The 15012-nt window shown below is 71.3% G+C and carries 13 protein-coding genes; 9 read left to right on the top strand and 4 right to left on the bottom strand.

Going from position 1 to position 15012, the window contains the following annotated elements:
- Positions 1 to 15 precede the first annotated feature (15 nt).
- Complete coding sequence (locus ACFWYM_RS03495) at positions 16 to 474, top strand: hemerythrin domain-containing protein (protein WP_384829402.1); 459 nt, start codon at positions 16 to 18, stop codon at positions 472 to 474.
- A gap of 9 nt (positions 475 to 483) precedes the next feature.
- Here ACFWYM_RS03495 and ACFWYM_RS03490 read toward each other — a convergent pair whose 3' ends face one another.
- Entirely contained in the window at positions 484 to 882 is a 399-nt protein-coding gene (locus tag ACFWYM_RS03490) for a hypothetical protein (RefSeq protein WP_384829400.1), read from the bottom strand.
- A gap of 1 nt (position 883) precedes the next feature.
- Entirely contained in the window at positions 884 to 1345 is a 462-nt protein-coding gene (locus ACFWYM_RS03485) for an SH3 domain-containing protein (RefSeq protein WP_384829398.1), read from the bottom strand.
- 141 nt (positions 1346 to 1486) lie between these two features.
- On the opposite strand from ACFWYM_RS03485, the gene ACFWYM_RS03480 reads away from it, so the two are divergent.
- The 3 genes from ACFWYM_RS03480 to ACFWYM_RS03470 all read left to right on the top strand — a co-directional run bounded on the left by ACFWYM_RS03480 (position 1487) and on the right by ACFWYM_RS03470 (position 5711).
- Entirely contained in the window at positions 1487 to 2395 is a 909-nt protein-coding gene (locus tag ACFWYM_RS03480; protein WP_384829396.1) for a hypothetical protein, read from the top strand.
- A 62-nt stretch (positions 2396 to 2457) separates the two neighbouring features.
- Positions 2458 to 3480 (top strand): endonuclease/exonuclease/phosphatase family protein, encoded by a 1023-nt coding sequence (locus tag ACFWYM_RS03475; protein ID WP_384829434.1) that lies wholly within the window; start codon positions 2458 to 2460, stop codon positions 3478 to 3480.
- A 143-nt stretch (positions 3481 to 3623) separates the two neighbouring features.
- Positions 3624 to 5711: an FUSC family protein gene (locus ACFWYM_RS03470; RefSeq protein ID WP_384829394.1), complete on the top strand. Its 2088-nt coding sequence runs from the start codon at positions 3624 to 3626 to the stop codon at positions 5709 to 5711.
- A gap of 21 nt (positions 5712 to 5732) precedes the next feature.
- Here the strand turns inward: ACFWYM_RS03470 and snpA are convergent, their stop codons facing one another.
- On the bottom strand, positions 5733 to 6401 hold the full coding sequence (gene snpA, locus ACFWYM_RS03465) for a snapalysin (protein ID WP_384829392.1): 669 nt from the start codon (positions 6399 to 6401) through the stop codon (positions 5733 to 5735).
- 233 nt (positions 6402 to 6634) lie between these two features.
- Between snpA and ACFWYM_RS03460 the strand changes: the two genes are divergently transcribed.
- Positions 6635 to 7627 carry a LysR family transcriptional regulator gene (locus ACFWYM_RS03460; RefSeq protein ID WP_384829391.1) on the top strand — a complete coding sequence of 331 codons (993 nt, stop codon included), beginning with the start codon at positions 6635 to 6637 and terminating at the stop codon, positions 7625 to 7627.
- Between the two features lie 210 nt (positions 7628 to 7837).
- Positions 7838 to 9016 (top strand): hypothetical protein, encoded by a 1179-nt coding sequence (locus ACFWYM_RS03455; protein ID WP_384829389.1) that lies wholly within the window; start codon positions 7838 to 7840, stop codon positions 9014 to 9016.
- Between the two features lie 140 nt (positions 9017 to 9156).
- Here the strand turns inward: ACFWYM_RS03455 and ACFWYM_RS03450 are convergent, their stop codons facing one another.
- Positions 9157 to 11277, bottom strand: coding sequence for a PhoX family protein (locus ACFWYM_RS03450; RefSeq protein ID WP_384829387.1), 2121 nt, complete (start codon positions 11275 to 11277; stop codon positions 9157 to 9159).
- 502 nt (positions 11278 to 11779) lie between these two features.
- On the opposite strand from ACFWYM_RS03450, the gene ACFWYM_RS03445 reads away from it, so the two are divergent.
- The 3 genes from ACFWYM_RS03445 to ACFWYM_RS03435 all read left to right on the top strand — a co-directional run bounded on the left by ACFWYM_RS03445 (position 11780) and on the right by ACFWYM_RS03435 (position 14996).
- Positions 11780 to 12850: a VWA domain-containing protein gene (locus tag ACFWYM_RS03445; protein WP_384829385.1), complete on the top strand. Its 1071-nt coding sequence runs from the start codon at positions 11780 to 11782 to the stop codon at positions 12848 to 12850.
- Positions 12851 to 12971: 121 nt separating this feature from the next.
- Positions 12972 to 14606 (top strand): methionine--tRNA ligase, encoded by a 1635-nt coding sequence (gene metG, locus ACFWYM_RS03440; RefSeq protein WP_384829384.1) that lies wholly within the window; start codon positions 12972 to 12974, stop codon positions 14604 to 14606.
- 219 nt (positions 14607 to 14825) lie between these two features.
- Complete coding sequence (locus tag ACFWYM_RS03435; protein WP_384829382.1) at positions 14826 to 14996, top strand: hypothetical protein; 171 nt, start codon at positions 14826 to 14828, stop codon at positions 14994 to 14996.
- Positions 14997 to 15012: the final 16 nt, after the last annotated feature.

Below are 15012 nucleotides of genomic sequence, written 5' to 3'. Positions count from 1 at the left end.
GCTTAGAACGAAGCCATGTGCCACTACTGCGGTTGCCGTGAGATTCCGCTGATCAAAGAGTTCATCGCGGAGCACGAGAAGGTCACCAACGCGGCGGGGGACGCGGTGCGCGCCCTCGACGAGGGGGATCACGCGCGGGCCCGGGAGCTCGTCCACGCCATGGCCCGCGAGCTGGACGCGCACTGGCGGGGCGAGGAGAACGGGCTCTTCGCGGTCATGCGCGAGGACCCCGAGTACGAGGGGTACATCGAGGCCCTCGTCGACGAACACCGCGAGCTCGCCGAGCTGTTGCCCGTCCTGGACCTGACCGAGCCCGCCGACGTACGGCGGTTGAAGGAGGCCATCGACGAGCTGCACCACCACATCGCCAAGGAGGAGGACGGGCTGTTCCCCGCCTCGCTCACCGCCCTCGACGGCCCGGACTGGAACCGGTCGATGGCGGCCTGGCGGGAGGCCCACCCCACCGCCTCGTAGCGGGGCTGCTCACTCCGTCGTGTAGTAGCGGTAGAACAGCGCCAGGCCCACCGGCACCGCCACCGCGAGCGCCATGACCGTCGACCGCAGCACCGTCGCGCCCGTGAGGCTGTACAGGAAGCCGAACGACAGGCCCGTGAAGACCGTCCAGCTCACCGCGCGCAGCTCGCGCGGCAGGCGGGGGGAGATCGTGTGCAGGCCGTACCAGATCGCGGCGAAGGCGATGCCCGTCACGAAGCCGAACAGGATGTTCATGCCCGTGATGGGGCCCGCGTCGCGGCGGATCCCGGACGCCCAGATGCCGTAGACGGCGCCCAGGAGCACGGCTGCGAGGGCCAGTCCGGACGCCCTGGAGAGCGGACCCGATGAGGAGGGTGCGGCCGGTGCGGTGGGAGCGGCGTGTGCCATGTCAGCGGTCCTTCCAGACGGGGCAGGGGTCGTTGCAGTTGTCGTGCCACTGGTGGCAGGGGCTGGAGCCGCCGTTGCCGCCGCAGTCGGGGACGCCACGGCCCGCCGTGTCGACGTAGGCCGCGCTCACCCAGCCGCGGGCGCCGCCCAGCCAGTACCAGTACGGGTTGCCCCACACGCTGGAGCCACGTGTCGCGCACTCCACCCGGTCCTGGCTGCCGGACGGCAGGGTCGCGACGATCGCGCCGCCCGTGCTCGGCTGGTCGCGGACGTTCAGGTCGGAGGCGGAGACGACGGTGCCCCAGACGACGCCGTCGTTGTTGTGGGCGACGCTGTGGGCGGCTTCGTGGGTGACCTCGTGAGTGGCCTCGTGGGCGGATGCCTGCGGGGCCGTCGCGACGGTGAGGGCGCCGCCGGCCAGGAGCGCGGCGGCGAGGGTGGTCAGGGCCGGAGTGGTTCGCATGATCGGCCTCCTCTCCCCAGCTCCAGGAAACACCCGTACGGCCGAGTGCTCCACCGGAGAGCTCCCCCGTGTGCGCCTGCCCGCTCGCGGACGGGCTGCCCGGGGCCTTGCCTGGGAGGCGTGCCGCCGTCACTGTCTGTTGTGCCCCGCAAGGTCCGGAGCGTCCTCTCCGGCGTCCTCCTCGTCCTCGCCTGTCTGCTCGTGCCGCTCGGCGCCCTGTCCACCTGGGCGAAGCTGGAGATCGAGGACACCGACCGGTACGTCGCGACGATGGCGCCGCTCGCCTCGAACAGCGATGTGCAGGGGGCGGTGGCCGACGCGGTCACGGACTCGGTGATGAAGGACATCGACGTGGGCCCGCTGCAGGGCACCGTCGAGACCTTCGTACGGGAAGCGGTGCAGTCCTTCACGGAGACGGCGGCCTTCCAGACGGCGTGGAACGCGGCGAACCGGGCCGCCCACGACGCCGTGCAGGACGCCCTCAACAACGAGTCCGACAGCGAGGTCACCATCGACCTCGCCCCCATCACCGAGCAGGTGAAGAAGCAGCTCGTCGAGGACGGGACGCCGTTCGCCCAGCGCATCCCCGTCCAGCACACGCAGGTCACCGTCATGAAGTCGCAGGACCTCGGCGAGCTGCGGAAGGGATTCCACATGCTGCAGGTGGCGGGCCTCTGGCTCCCGGCGGCCGCCCTCGTGTTCGGCGTCGGCGGCATCCTCCTGGCCGTGCACCGCCGCCGCGCGGTCACCGCCACCGCCCTGGGCGCCGCGCTCGGCGCCGGGGCGCTCGCGATCGCGCTGGCCGTGGGGCGCGGCACGACCCTCGACGACCTGCCGCCCGACGTGTCGAAGGCGGCGGCGGGCGCGGTCTACGACGCCCTGACGGACTCGCTGCGCACCGCGTCCTGGGTGCTCATCGGGGTGGGCCTCGCGGTGGCCCTCGGGAACTGGCTGTGGGGGCGGCCGGCAACCACCCGTCGGCGTCCTTCGTCTCTGAGGAAGGATGGGGGCCACAACCGGTCGGGCGACGGCCGGGTGCCCGTCGAGTAGCAGCCGACAGCCGACCAGGAGGGGCCCGCCGTGGACAGCAGAAGGGGCCCTGTGTGGACGGCATGACGGCGACGGCACCCGTGCGCGAGCCGGACGAGGGGCCGGGCGACCTCCTCCCGTACCGGCGGCCGTCCTTGTGGCGGCGGCCCTCCGCGTGGCTCGCGGGGCTGCTGCTCCTCGGCGCCAGCGTCGTCCTGGGCTGCCGGATCGCGGACGTGGACGGGGTCACGCCGGTGCCGCAGCTCCTCGCGTTCCTGCCCTGGCTGCTCGCGCCCGCCGGGCTCGGCCTGCTGCTCGCGGGGCTCGCGCGGTGGCGGATCGGGCTGCTGTGGGCGGTCGTCGTGCTCGGCGGTCTCGCCTGGTACATGGAGCCGTACGGCAAGGCCGACGACGCCCCCGGGAAGCCCTTCGCGGAGCTGCGCGTGATGACGTCCAACGTCGAATTCGGGCGCGGGACGGACGGGTTGATCAAGGCGGTGAAGAAGGAGCGGCCCGACCTCCTGTTCGTGGAGGAGTGCGACTTCGACTGCGACCGGAAGCTGAAGAAGGCGTTCGAGCCGGGCGTGTACCCGTACCGGAGCGCCGTGGAGGCGAGCGGCGCCGAGGGCTCGGTGATCCTGTCGAAGGTGCCGCTGACGAAGGCTGAGGGGATCCCGGCCACGCTGGGCATGCCGGGGGCTGTCGCCGACGTGAAGGGCGAGAAGGTGCGGCTGCAGCTCGCGCACCCGATGCCGCCGACGCCGGGCGACCTGGGCGTGTGGCGCAAGGAGCTGGGCGCGCTGCGGGAGTACGTGGAGTCGGGCGGGGGCCGCTCGACGATCGTCGCCGGGGACTTCAACGCGACGCAGGACCACGCGGCGTTCCGCGGCGTCCTGGACGCGGGCGTGCGGGACGGCTCCCGCCTCGCCGGGTCGTCGCGCTCGCCCAGCTGGCCCGCCGACCTGCCCTCCCCCCTGGGGGCGCAGATCGACCACGTGCTCGCGACGAAGGACTTCGCGGCGCGTGACGCCCGGTTCCTGGAGATCGGGAACACGGATCACCGGGCGCTGGTCCTGGATCTCACGCTGCACCGTGAGGACGGCTGAGGCTCCGCCGGTGCTTCTTCGGCTGCGGCTCCGCCGGTGCTTCTTCGGCTGCGGGCCGGTGGGGGCTGGTCGCGCAGTTCCCCGCGCCCCTGACGGGGCACCGGTCACGCCCCTCACCCGGCCCGGCCAGCGATAATGCCCCCATGTCCCACCCGTTCCTGAAGCCCCTCGCTCCCCCCGACTGGCTGGTCAGGAGCCTGAAGCCGCAGCCCGCCCCCATCCCTTGGGCCGCCGTCGCCCGCGCCGCCGTCGCCATGGCCCTGCCCGTCGCGCTCGGCATCGCCCTCGGGAACCCCGCGTACGGCGCGCTCGCCTCCATGGGTGCGCTGTCCGGCGTCATCGGCGACACCGCCGACGCGTACCGGATGCGGATCTTCAACATCGCCGTGCCGCAGCTCTTCGGCGCGCTCGGTGTGACCCTGGGCTCGCTGGTGTTCGGACACGGGTGGGTGGCCGTCGGCGTCGTCACCGCCATCGCGCTGGTCTCCGGGATGATGTCGACGATCGGGGCGGTCGCCTCCGTGTCGGGGCTGCTGCTCCTGCTCAACTCCGTGGTGGGGGCGGGGCTTCCGATGCCGGGGCAGTGGTGGCTGGCCCCGCTGCTGATGACGGGCGGCGGACTCCTCGTCCTCGTCCTCGCGCTGCTCGCGTGGCCGCTGCGGTCGGGGGTGCCGGAGCGGGCGGCGGTCGCGGGGACGTACCGGAGCGTGGCGGCGCTCCTCGAGGCCGCGGGCACGGACGCGTACGACGACGCCCGCGCCGCCGTCACGGTCTCCCTCAACCAGAGCTACGACCTGGTGCTCGCCCGTCGCGCCCGTGACCACGGGCGCAGCCCCGAACTGGTGCGCCTGATCGCCGGGTTGAACGCGGTCACCCCCATCGTGGAGGCCGCCCCCGCCGCCCACCAGGGCGGCACCCCGCTGCCGAAGGAACTCCCGGAGGCGGTGCGGGAACTGGCCGACCGGGTGGCCGGGACTGGGGCCAGGGGCGAGGGCGGGGCCGGGGCCGAAGCCAGGGCCGGGACCGGGACCGGGACCGGGACCACGGCCGGGACCGGGGCCGGGACCGCGGCCGGGGCCCGGACCGGGACCGTTGCCCGGGCCGCCGCTGCCGTCGGCCTCCCCGAGTGCGACCCCGACGCCACCCCCGCCGCCCGCGCCGTCGACTTCGCCGTCCGGCACGCCGCCGAGACCCTCGCCGACCCCGACCCGCTCGCGGTCATCGACACCGACGACCGCCTCGGCCGCCCGGCCGCCCTGCGGGTCCGCGCCCGCCGCGCCGCCCGCAACGTCCTGCTGTCCGGCGCCTCCTGGCGCTACGGGCTCCGCCTCGCGCTGTGCATCGGCATCGCCCAGGCCCTGGTCTCGCTGATCGAGGTGGACCGCTCGTACTGGGTGGCGCTCACCGTCACGTTCGTCCTGAAGCCGGACTTCGGCTCGGTGTTCTCGCGGGCCGTCATGCGCGCGCTCGGCACGGCGGCGGGGCTCGTGCTCGCGGTGGCGGTGCTCGGGGCGGTGCCGCGCGGCTGGTGGGACGTGCCCGTGATCATGCTGCTCGCGCCGCTCATCCCGGCGCTCACCCCGCGCGGCTACGGCTATCAGACGGCCGCCATCACCCCGGTCATCCTCGTCCTGTCCGACATCCTCAACCACCAGGGCGTCGGCCTGGTCGCCCCGCGCCTGTGGGACAGCCTCATCGGCTGTGGGATCTCGCTGGTCGCGGGCTATCTGCTGTGGCCGGAGAGCTGGCGGGCCCGGGTCGGGGACCGGCTCGCGGACGCCGTCACGGACACCGCGCGCTATGTGGAGTGCGCCTTCGGAGAGGCGGGCGGAACGGCCGAGTCGTCGGCCGCGGCCCGCGCCCGGATGCGCCGCCGCCTCTACCGCGACCTGTCCGTCATCCGTACGGAGTTCCAGCGCGCCCTCACCGAACCCCCGCCCACCGGCACCCGCGCCGCCGCCTGGTGGCCCCTCGTCGTCGCCGTCGAACGCATCGTGGACGCCACGACGGCCGCCCGCGTCCGCATCCGGCACGGGGCGCCGCAGCCCGGGGAGGACGAGATCGCCGAAGTCGTGCGCCAGCTGCGGGAGTTGGCGGAGGGGCTGCGGGAGGCTGAGATCCTCGTGCCGGTCCCCATCGAGTTCAGCGGGCCGCAGGACAGCGTCCTGGAACCGCTCCGGCAAGAGGTGGGGGCGGCGCGGGCGATCACCTCGCCCACACCGCCCCGGTGAGGCGACTGGTCAACTACGGGGTCAGTGCACCTTGTTGAGCTTGCCCAGCGCCTTGGCGAGGCCGTTGGCCCACAGCTGGTCCACCTGCGCCCGCTCGTTCGCGTCCGGCTGCGAGTTCGTGCAGGAGGGGCCGGGGCCGCCGCCCGACATCAGCTCGCTGCACGGGCCCTCGTAGTGGTCGGGGAGGCCGAGGACGTGGCCGGTCTCGTGGGCGGTGACGCGGGTGGAGTCGTACTCCTGGTTCTGCGCGTAGTCCAGGAAGATGTAGCCGTGGCCGTGGCCGTCCGTGGAGGCGTACGAGCCGCGCGGGTCGTTGCCCTCTCTGTACTCGAAGTCGCCGCCGCTGCCTTCCTGCAGCTTCACGTTCGAGACGGCGCCGTTCCAGATGGACGTGCTGTTGGCTATCTGCTGGGCGAAGGTCGGCGCGCCCGACGCGTCATAGGTGACGGTGACGGACTTCGCGCCCGGGTTGGCGGCGCGCTTCTCCGCCACCGACTTCAGGACGGCGTCGAAGAACGCCTTGTTGGCCTTGGCGTTCTCGGCCGAGCCCGCGTACTTCGCGTACGCGGCGGTCGAGTTCGCGGAGGAACCGGTGGGGGAGGTGGCCGTCGCGGCCGCCGCGGACGTGGTGCCGAGTCCGGCTGCGGCGAGGCCGATGACGGCCGCGACGGACAGGTAACGCTTGTGCATGTGGGGGGCTCCCTACTCGTTCGATGAAAGGTGAACGGTTCGGTGCCGTTGAGTTTCGGGGAACGTGGGGCGCCTGGGAATGATGGCAGTTGGTGATAGGGCGGACCTATCACCCGAGGGCACGGACTTATCACCGGAGAACACATCCCGCGCCGGAAGTGGGCCAAGTATGGCGGTTCCATTGGGATTTGGGTGTCTGGTGTGACCGCTGCGGGCGCTCTACGCTCGCGTCCATGGAGCTCGAGGTGAGACACCTCCGCGCGCTGTGCGCCATCGCCGACACCGGAAGCCTGCACAAGGCGGCTCGCCAACTCGGCATGAGCCAGCCGTCGTTGACGACCCAGCTGCGGCGCATCGAGAACTCACTCGGCGGCGAGCTCTTCACCCGCGGCCGCACCGGCTGCCGCCCGACCCCGCTCGGCCGGACCGTGCTGCTGCGGGCCCGCCCCCTCGTCGCCGAGATGCGGGCGCTGATCACCGAGACGAAGGCGGCCGCCGCCCGCGCCGCCGAGGGCCCGCGGCTGCGCATCGGCTCCACGGCCAGCCGCGCCCTGCCGGGCTGGCTGCGCCGGCTGCGCGTCCTGCTGCCGGGCACGGAGACCTCGCTCCAGATGGACGTGTCCGCGAACGCGCTGCTGCGCATGGTGGCCGTGGGCCAGCTCGACGTGGCGTTCGTGCACGAGGTGGAGGGCTGCCCGCTGCGGCCGCAGGACGGACTGCGGCGGCGGGTCCTGCTGGAGCGGGAGCCGCAGTTCGTCTCGGTCGCGGCGAGCCACCCGACGACGGCGCGGCCGGTGATACGCCTGTCCGAACTGGCCGGGGAGCGCTGGATGGTGGACCCGACGGTGGACGGGGAGTGGGACGGCCTGCGCCGCATGCTGACCGGCGCCGGGCTCAACCCCCAGATCCTGCAAGGGGATTACCTCACCGCGTCGTCCCTCGTCGCGACCGGCGAGGTGGTCACCCTCTGCCAGCCCACCTCGCTGCCCCGCGACGGCATGGCGGTCCGCCCCCTGCACGGCGACCCGCTCGGCGTGCGGCTGCTGCTCGCGGCGCGCACGGAGGAGGACCTGGACGCGGTGTACGGGGAGCTGGAGGAGTCCTACTGGGAGGCCGCGATGGAGGCGCCCGCCTATAGGGAGTGGCTGGGGCGCACGGACAGCGGGAGCGGCCCCGGGAGCAGCCCCGGGAGCGGCCCGTCGCGCGGCCGTATGACGGTGGCGTGACCTAGGTCCCAAGAAACCCGGGACCTTTGGCAAAACCCCCTCTGACCTGCACTTATGGCTGGTTTACGGTTCCGCGTCACCGTCTGCGGGTGGTTGTTACATTCCCGACGGACGACGCACACATGGCACTCGTAACTTCATTCCTGTCGCCGCCGCAAAGGGGCACAAACACGGACAGACAGCACGACCAGTCAGAGGGAAGTCACCGCTATGCGCGCCACCCGTCGCACCTTCCGCACCGCAGCCATCGCCACCGGCGCGATCGCCGCTCTCGCCGTCCCCACCACCGCCGCCTTCGCGTCGGAGGCCCCGGCCCCGCACGGCCAGGTCGCCACCGGTGACCAGACCGACAAGACGGACAACAACGTCAAGCCCGGCGGTGACGACAACGCCAAGCCCGACGACAACACCAAGCCGGACGACCACACCAAGCCGGACGACCAGACCAAGCCCGACAAGGACAAGGACAAGCCGGTCGTCGGCGGCTGGGAGTCCAAGGGCACCACCGACCTCGGCGGCGGCTGGTCCGCGAAGGTCGACGTGCAGCCCTCGACGCGCAGCGCCAAGGCGGAGATCTCCCTCAACAAGGCGATCAAGGGCTCCCTGAAGGCCACCGAGGGCAAGTCCGCGAGCACCAAGATCGACGGCGCCACCTTCACGCTGAGCGCCGACGGCACGGTCACCAAGACCGGCGGCGACGTCACCCCGCCGAAGCCCGGCGGCTGGACCTCCACCATGAAGGACCTGGGCAACGGCTGGACCGCGAAGGTCGACGTCAACGCCTCGGCGCGCACCGCCAAGGCGGAGATCTACCAGCAGAAGGCCGTCAAGGGTCACCTGAAGGCGTACATCAACGACGCCAGCACGAAGATCGACGGCCGCACCTTCACGCTGACCGCGGCGGGCAACCTGACCATGTCGGGCAAGCCCACCCCGCCGAAGCCGCAGCCCGAGAAGCGCCAGTTCGTCCGCGAGTACAAGAACCTCGGCGGCTCCGGCTTCGACGCCAAGGTCTACAAGGTCAAGGGCGGCTACGAGGCCGACATGATCGCCAAGGACCTGGCGTCCGGCAAGCGCATCGTCTGGGACACGATCAAGCAGTCCGGCAACAAGGCCGCCTACGGCCAGCACAACGGCGCCCACTTCGTCCTCTACCCGGACGGCACCATGAAGGGCTGGATGGACGGCAAGCCCGCCCCGAAGCCGACCCCGAACGGCAACAAGAACGACCACACGGTCATCCCGCGCGGCGGCGTCAAGGCCGGTGCCGACGGCGTCAGCAACACCTCCGACGACGCCCCGCTGCTCGCCGCGGGCGGCGGCCTGGCGGCTGCCGGTGCGGCCGGCCTGGGCTTCGCGCTCTACCGCCGCCGCCAGCACAACGGCTGAGCGCCCGCGCGACCGCGCGCCTGAGACCTATGAGTAGCTGAGCGGCCACTCATACGGAAAGAGATGGGGCACCCCCTGGGCCGGGGTGCCCCATTTCCGTATGCGCGCCTACGGATCTCCGTAAGTGCTGCGGCTCCGGGTCAGACGCCGATGTCGCGCCCGTCGCGCCGCCACACCGACACCACCGAGGGCCGGGTGATCTTCCCGGCGCCGTCGGGCCAGACGCTCGCGGGCTTCTCGACGGAGGCGCCGTCGACCTCGCCCGGGTGCTGCACCGAGACGAGGACGCGCCGGTCCTGGACGAGCGGACCGCAGGTCTCGGCGCCGGTCGGCATGGTGAGGAACTGCTTCAGCTCACCGCGCCGCTCCCCACGGGTCGCGACCCCGAACAGCCCGTCGTGCGAGCCGAGTTGATTGCCGTCGGTCGAGATCCAGAGATTCCCGTACGGGTCGAAGGCGACGTTGTCCGGGCAGGAGATGGGGCTGACCCGGTCCTTGGGGAAGCCCGCGAAGTAGGTGGCGGGGTCGTTCGGGTCACCGGCGACGAGGAAGAGCGACCAGGCGAAGGTGGTCGACTCGGCGCGGTTGCGCCGCTCCGTCAGCTCGAGAATCTGCCCGTGCTTGTTGAGGTTGCGCGGATTGGCCTCGTCCGCCCCCGCCTTCCCGGCCTTGCCCCGGTCGGAGTTGTTGGTGAGGGCGACATAGACCTTGCCGGAGTGCGGCGAGGGCTCGATGTCCTCGGGCCGGTCCATCTTCGTGGCGCCGGCCTTGTCCCCGGCGAGGCGCGTGAAGACGTACACCTCCTCGGCGGTCATGCCCTCGACGTGCGAGACGGCCGTGCCGCCGGGCCCTGCGGTGGCGAGCGGGATCCAGGTCCCGCTCCCGTCGAACTCCCCGTCGGACGGCAGGGTCCCCTTCCCGTCGATCTCGCTCACCGGCGAGTCACCGCTCAACTTGGCGACGTAGAGCGTCCCTTCGTCGAGCAGCGTGAGGTTGTGCTCGTGCGCGGCACGGGAGGTGCCCCTGGCCATCCGCTTGCTGCTGACGAACTTGTAGAAGTAGTCGAACTTCTCGTCGTCGCCCATGTAGACGACGGGACGTCCGTCGTCGGTCAGCCGGGGCTGCGCGGCCTCGTGCTTGAAGCGGCCGAGAGCGGTGCGCTTGCGCGGCGTCGACTCCGGGTCGTACGGGTCGAGTTCGACGACCCAGCCGAACCGGTTGGCCTCGTTGGGCTCCTTGGCCAGATCGAAGCGGTCGTCGAACCGCTCCCACTTCCGCTCGGAGGCGCCTCCGATGACCCCGTACCGCTTGAGCCGAGCGGCGACGACGGGATCGGTGACGGTCTCGGCGCCCGCGAAGTACTGGTTGAAGTTCTCCTCGCCGTGCAGCGTCGTGCCCCAAGGGGTGGTGCCGCCCGAGCAGTTGTTGAGGGTGCCGAGGACGGTGGTGCCGCGAGGGTCGGCCTTCGTCCGCACGAGCTCGCTGCCCGCGGCCGGTCCGGCGAGCCGGAAGGGGGAGGTGGCGGTGAGCCGCCGGTTGAGCTGATGCCGGGACACGACGGAGAGCGCCCCCCGCCGCCGCTCCTCCTCCACGACCACGACGGACAGCCCATGCGCGGCCCAGGCGACTTCGACCTGCTCACGGGTGGGGTTCTCGGGGTCGTACCCCCGGAACATCAGCACCTCGTCGGTGTACTCGTGGTTGGCGACGAGCACCTGCCGACGCGGCTCACGCCGCAACGGCAGCAGACTCAGAAAGTCATTGTTGTAACCGAACTGCCCCGCCTGGGCCTTGGCGGTCTGCTTCTCGGGGTCGAAGGCGGGAGCACCGCGCAGGATGGGCTCGCCCCAGCGGACGACGACGTTCTGCTCGTACCCGTCGGGGACCGTGACGGCGTCACGGGTGTTGGGCGCGACGGGCGCGAAGCGCAGGCCGCGGGCGCTCTTGCCGCGGGACGCTCCGGCGGAGGCTCCAGCACCCTGGGCCTCAGCGGCCTCGGCGCCCGCGGCGGCGTGGGCATCGGAGGCCCCCGCGCCGAGAACGACACTGCTGGCGGCGGCGGTGGCGACGGTCATGACGGCGGCACCGCGCATCACGGCACGACGGCTGAGCGCCCCTGCGATCACGTCACCCACGTACTCGTTGTCACTGGTGTTGGGCACTTCGTGAAAGCAGGCGTCCCCGCAACGGAACCGACAGGTCAGGGCGGAACGGCCGCCGCTCCCCGGGTGCGAGGTGATGATCGGCAGCAGCTTGCGCACGCTTCCTCCTGGTGCTTGCGGGTGCTTACGGGTGGCCTGTTTCCGCCGTGACGGTAGGGGCGACTGTCAGCAACGCGGCGGCCACCGGGTGAACGGAGGGTGAATCCGTGGCGCACGAGGGGGAGTTGACGCGAGGGTGGTACGGGAGGGTGACGGTCGCCGACCCTGCCCAAGATCGCTTTTCGCGGCGGCTAACCTTACGTGTCCGCCCTGGCCAGGGATTTCAGGGACTTTCGGGAACCAACTCACGCGAAGGGTTGCGCACATGGGCATTCTGGACCGCCTGCGGAACGCGTTCGGCCGCTCACGGAAGGCTGAGCCGGAGGCGACACCCGCGTCCGGGACGCCGACTCCCTCGACCACGTCGACATCGACATCGACATCGACATCGACATCGACAACAACGTCGACGAGGGCAACGGTCCCGTCCCCTTCCCCGGAACCCACCCCCGAGCCCAAGGCCACGGTCCCGTCCCCCTCCCCGGAACCCACACCGCCCCCGGTGGACGACTTGGTCGCAGCGGCATTCGACAACGTGACGGTGCCGCAACCATCCCGCGAACGCACCCCGGAGCCCACCCCGGCCCCGGAGGCCGCCCCCGCGGAGCGGGAGCCCGCCCCTTCGGAGCCGAAGCCCGCAGCCGAGGCCGCTACCGCCGTGCCGACACAGCCGAAGGCGGAGCCCAGCAAACCGGAGCCCGAGGCCGCTACCGCTGTGAACTCGGAGCCAGAGCCCGAGGCCGCTCCTTCTGTGAACTCGGAGCCGGAGGCCGAGACCGAGGCCGAGGCCGCTCCTTCTGTGAACTCGGAACCGGAGGCCGAGACCGAGGCCGCTCCTTCTGTGAACTCGGAACCGGAGGCCGAGACCCCCGAGCCCAGCGAGCCGCAGGCCGAGGCCCCCCAAGCCGCAGCCCTCACCCTCGCCAAGCTCAAGCGCACCGCCCCCTCCCTGGCCACCGCCTACAAGGCGGCCACCGCAGCCCTCAAGAAGAACGACCTCACCGGCACCCGCGCCCCCCTCTACCTCGTCCTGGACCGCTCCGGCTCCATGCGCCCGTACTACAAGGACGGCTCCGCCCAGGCCCTGGGCGACCAGATCCTCGCGCTGGCCGCGCACACGGCCCCGGACCCCGCCACCCCCTCCGTGCACGTCGTGTTCTTCTCCACCGACATCGACGCGACAGCGACCCTCACCCTCCCCGAGCACGAGAACCGCATCGACCAGCTGCACGCCGACGCGGGCCGCATGGGCCGCACCAGCTACCACCGCGCCATCGAAGAGGTCGTGGCCCACTACGAGAAGTCGGAGCACGCGGGCGAACCGGCCCTCGTCGTGTTCCAGACGGACGGCGCCCCCGACGCGAAGGGCCCCGCCACCCAGGCCCTGGCCGACGCCGCGAAGCACCCCCTCTTCTTCCAGTTCGTCGCCTTCGGTGAGCACGACGCCAAGGGCTTCGACTACCTGCGCAGGCTGAAGGCGGACAACGCCGCGTTCTTCCACGCGGGCCCGGCCCCCCGCGAGCTCACCGACAAGGAGCTCTACGAGGGCCTCCTGGCGGCCTGGCGCCCGTAAGCCACGGCGAGGGGTGGACGCACGGGGCGTCCGGACGTCCATGGCGTCCATGGCGTCCACCCCTCGGTACCAGCGGCAATCGAGGTGAGTGGATCTCCGTCAGGCCGTTAGGATTTCGACCATGGCGGCCACTGGATCCGAGAAGCAGGGGGCGAACGAGAACGCGAAGGCGTTCTACGTGACGACCCCCATCTACTACGTAAACGACGCTCCTCACCTGGGCCACGCCTACACGACCGTCGCAGGCGACGTGCTCACGCGCTGGCACCGTCAGCGCGGCGAGAAGGTGTGGTACCTCACCGGCACGGACGAGCACGGTCAGAAGATCATGCGCACGGCCGAGGCGAACGGGGTCACGCCCCAGGAGTGGTGCGACAAGCTCGTCACCGAGGCGTGGAAGCCCCTCTGGGAGCACCTGAACATCGCGAACGACGACTTCATCCGCACCACGGAGAAGCGCCACACGGACCGCGTGCAGGAGTTCGTCCAGGATCTCTACGACAAGGGCGAGATCTACAAGGGCGGTTACGAGGGCCCGTACTGCGTGGGCTGCGAGGAGTACAAGCTCCCCGGCGACCTCATCGACGGCGAGGCGGGCGGCGAGTTCGCGGGGCAGAAGCTCTGCCCCATCCACAAGAAGCCCGTGGAGATCCTCAGCGAGGAGAACTACTTCTTCAAGCTGAGCGAGTACAGCGACAAGCTCCTCGCGCTCTACGAGTCGAACCCGGGCTTCATCCAGCCCGAGTCCGCGCGCAACGAGGTCGTGAACTTCGTCAAGCAGGGCCTGCAGGACCTCTCCATCTCCCGGTCGACCTTCGACTGGGGAGTCAAGGTCCCCTGGGACGACAAGCACGTCATCTACGTCTGGATCGACGCGCTCCTGAACTACGCGACGGCCGTCGGCTACGGAGCGAACCAGGAGAAGTTCGACACCACCTTCCCCGCCGATGTGCACCTCGTCGGCAAGGACATCCTCCGCTTCCACGCGGTGATCTGGCCCGCGATGCTGCTCGCGCAGGGCCTGCCGGTCCCCGGCAGGGTCGCGGCCAACGGCTGGCTGATGGTCGGCGGCGAGAAGATGTCGAAGTCGAACCTGACCGGCATCAAGCCGCAGGACCTGACCTCGCACTTCGGCGTGGACGCGTACCGCTGGTACTTCCTGCGCGCCATCGCGTTCGGCAGCGACGGCTCGTTCTCCTGGGAGGACTTCACCGCCCGCTACACCAGCGAGCTGGCGAACGACTACGGCAACCTCGCCTCGCGCGTGGCTGCCATGGTCGGCAAGTACTTCGGCGGCTCCCTGCCCGCCTCGGCGGCCGACGGCGACGCGGAGAAGACCCTCCACGACGCCCTCGCGGCCACCGTCGCCCAGGCCGACCGGGCCATCGGCGAGGACCTCGACTTCCAGTCGGGCATCCTCGCGGTCTTCGACTTCGTGAAGCTGGTCAACGGCTACATCACGGAGCAGGAGCCGTGGAAGGTCGCCAAGGACGAGAGCGACGAGGGCAAGGCCCGCCTCGCCACGATCCTCTACACGGCGGCGGAGGCGCTCCGCGCCGTGGCCGTCCTGCTCAACCCGATCATGCCGGAGACCTCCCAGAAGCTCTGGGACTCCCTCGGCGCCGAGGCGTCGCTCGGCGCCCTCGCCGAGCAGCCGGTCCAGTCGGCCGGCACCTGGGGGCAGCTCCCCGCGGGCGCGACGGTGACGAAGGGCGCGGTGCTGTTCCCGCGCCTGGAGGAGCCGAAGTCGGCGTAACCGCCGCCCAGTTCAACAAAGAGGTACGAGAAAGAAGTACGAGCCGGAACCGCACGCCGCGGTTCCGGCTCTTACCGTTTGGCGCGGCGTTCAGCGGACGTTGACGCTCCGTCCATCCGCATCGGGTGCACTCGCTTACCCAGAAACGACGAAGCGATACCGATCACATTCGCCCGTTTTTGACGTCTCCTTCACATCAAACTCCGTAGGCTTCACGGTATGACCACGACTCCCGCCACCCCTGACGGCCCGCGTTCCGCGGCCGAGGTGAACGAGGAGATACGCGCGCTCTGGCTCCGCGCCGGCGGCCGGCTCCGCCCCGAGCAGAGCCGCGAGTACGAGCGCCTGGTCACCGAGTGGGCCGAGGCCACCCAGGCCCAGTGCGCGTGACCGCGCAGCTGCCTAG

This window comes from Streptomyces sp. NPDC059009 (assembly GCF_042740175.1).
Classification (GTDB): domain Bacteria; phylum Actinomycetota; class Actinomycetes; order Streptomycetales; family Streptomycetaceae; genus Streptomyces.
Note: the sequence above shows the minus strand (reverse complement) of the source record. Positions and strands in the feature narration are given on the sequence as shown.

Coding starts and splice junctions, on each gene's coding strand:
- ACFWYM_RS03495 (WP_384829402.1), top strand. CDS start 16: ATGTGCCACTACTGCGGTTGCCGTGAGATTCCGCTGATCAAAGAGTTC.
- ACFWYM_RS03490 (WP_384829400.1), bottom strand. CDS start 882: ATGGCACACGCCGCTCCCACCGCACCGGCCGCACCCTCCTCATCGGGT.
- ACFWYM_RS03485 (WP_384829398.1), bottom strand. CDS start 1,345: ATGCGAACCACTCCGGCCCTGACCACCCTCGCCGCCGCGCTCCTGGCC.
- ACFWYM_RS03475 (WP_384829434.1), top strand. CDS start 2,458: ATGACGGCGACGGCACCCGTGCGCGAGCCGGACGAGGGGCCGGGCGAC.
- ACFWYM_RS03470 (WP_384829394.1), top strand. CDS start 3,624: ATGTCCCACCCGTTCCTGAAGCCCCTCGCTCCCCCCGACTGGCTGGTC.
- snpA (WP_384829392.1), bottom strand. CDS start 6,401: ATGCACAAGCGTTACCTGTCCGTCGCGGCCGTCATCGGCCTCGCCGCA.
- ACFWYM_RS03460 (WP_384829391.1), top strand. CDS start 6,635: ATGGAGCTCGAGGTGAGACACCTCCGCGCGCTGTGCGCCATCGCCGAC.
- ACFWYM_RS03455 (WP_384829389.1), top strand. CDS start 7,838: ATGCGCGCCACCCGTCGCACCTTCCGCACCGCAGCCATCGCCACCGGC.
- metG (WP_384829384.1), top strand. CDS start 12,972: ATGGCGGCCACTGGATCCGAGAAGCAGGGGGCGAACGAGAACGCGAAG.
- ACFWYM_RS03435 (WP_384829382.1), top strand. CDS start 14,826: ATGACCACGACTCCCGCCACCCCTGACGGCCCGCGTTCCGCGGCCGAG.